The 1,186-nt window shown below is 63.7% G+C and carries 2 protein-coding genes; both read right to left on the bottom strand.

What is annotated here, in order from left to right; genetic code table 11:
* Positions 1-459, bottom strand: a 459-nt coding sequence (locus AC1VAN_RS22445; RefSeq protein ID WP_480986812.1) for an alpha/beta fold hydrolase, incomplete at its 3' end; no start/stop codon positions are given.
* An 11-nt stretch (positions 460-470) separates the two neighbouring features.
* The coding region (locus AC1VAN_RS22440; RefSeq protein ID WP_480986811.1) for a TonB-dependent receptor domain-containing protein at positions 471-1,186 on the bottom strand (716 nt) is incomplete at its 5' end.

The following is a 1,186-nucleotide window of genomic DNA, read 5'->3' as shown; positions in this document are numbered from 1 at the left end:
GGGCTTGCCGGCGTACTTGCCGATCCGTGCCAGCGCTTCGCGCGGCACCTTGGGGCCGGCATCGTTCAGAACTGCCGCGGCGATCAGCCCGGGCGCACGCGAGGCCAGGGTGATGGTGACCAGCACCCCCAGCGAGGTGCCGACGAATACCGCCTTGTCGATGTTCTGCGACCGCAGCAGCGCCACCATGTCGTCGGCATAGGTGCGCGGGTTGTAGCTGGACGGGTCCGATGCGCGTTCCGAACCTGCGCGTCCTCGCAGGTCAACCGCGATCACCCGCCAACCCGCAGCAGTCAGCGATGCGGCCAGCGCATCGAAGTCGGCGGCATTGCGGGTCAGGCCGGGGATGCAGACCACGGTGCCGCGCGCCGGCTGTGCGCCTGCAGGAGCATGGTCACGCGCATGCAGGCGCAGGCCATCGTCACTTTTCCAGTACAGATCATCGTAAGACGGTGTCATGCAGAAGCTTCCTAGAAATCGTAACGGACGCTGAGGCTATATTGGCGCGGCGGCCCATAGAAACCAATCAGCGTGCCGACCGCCGGAATGTTGTAACCGGTGGTGCGGTACTCCTTGTCGGCCAGGTTGGTACCCTGCAGCGAGAAGGTCCAGGCATCGTCAAGCTTCCAGGTCACGCCGGCATTGACCAGCCCGTAGCCGTCCTGGCGGATCACCGGGCTCAGATCGGTGGTCGGCCACACTTCACTCTGGTAGCTGTAGCTCACCCGTGCGGACAGGTTGCTGCCATTGGCCAGGTCGGTGCGGTACTCCACGTTCAACGCGCCCGAGAAGTCCGGCGCGTTGGTGAACTTCATCTGCTTGGCCACATTGACGCCGCGGTCCAAGTACTCGTCATACTTGGCATCCAGCCAGGCCAGGTTGCCGGAGATCAGCCAGTGCTGGCTGGGCAGGTACTGGTACTCGATTTCCAGGCCGTTGATGGTGCCGGCGCCGGCATTGGTGAAATCGCCGAAGAAGGCATCGTCGACACCGTCGCCGTTGGTATCGATGCCGGTGAACACCGACAGCTGGATGTCCTTGTACTTGTTGTGGAACGCCGACAGGTTCAGGAACAGGCGCTGGTCGAGGAAGGCCATCTTGCTGCCGATCTCGAAGCTGTCGACCGTCTCGTCATCGAACGGCTCGGCCGAGCGTGGCACGGCAACGGCGTTGGCGCGGATGTTGT

The organism is Stenotrophomonas sp. 05L44_2 (genome assembly GCF_056665995.1).
The sequence above is the reverse complement of the archived record's forward strand: the minus strand, read 5'-3'. Positions and strand labels throughout refer to the sequence as shown.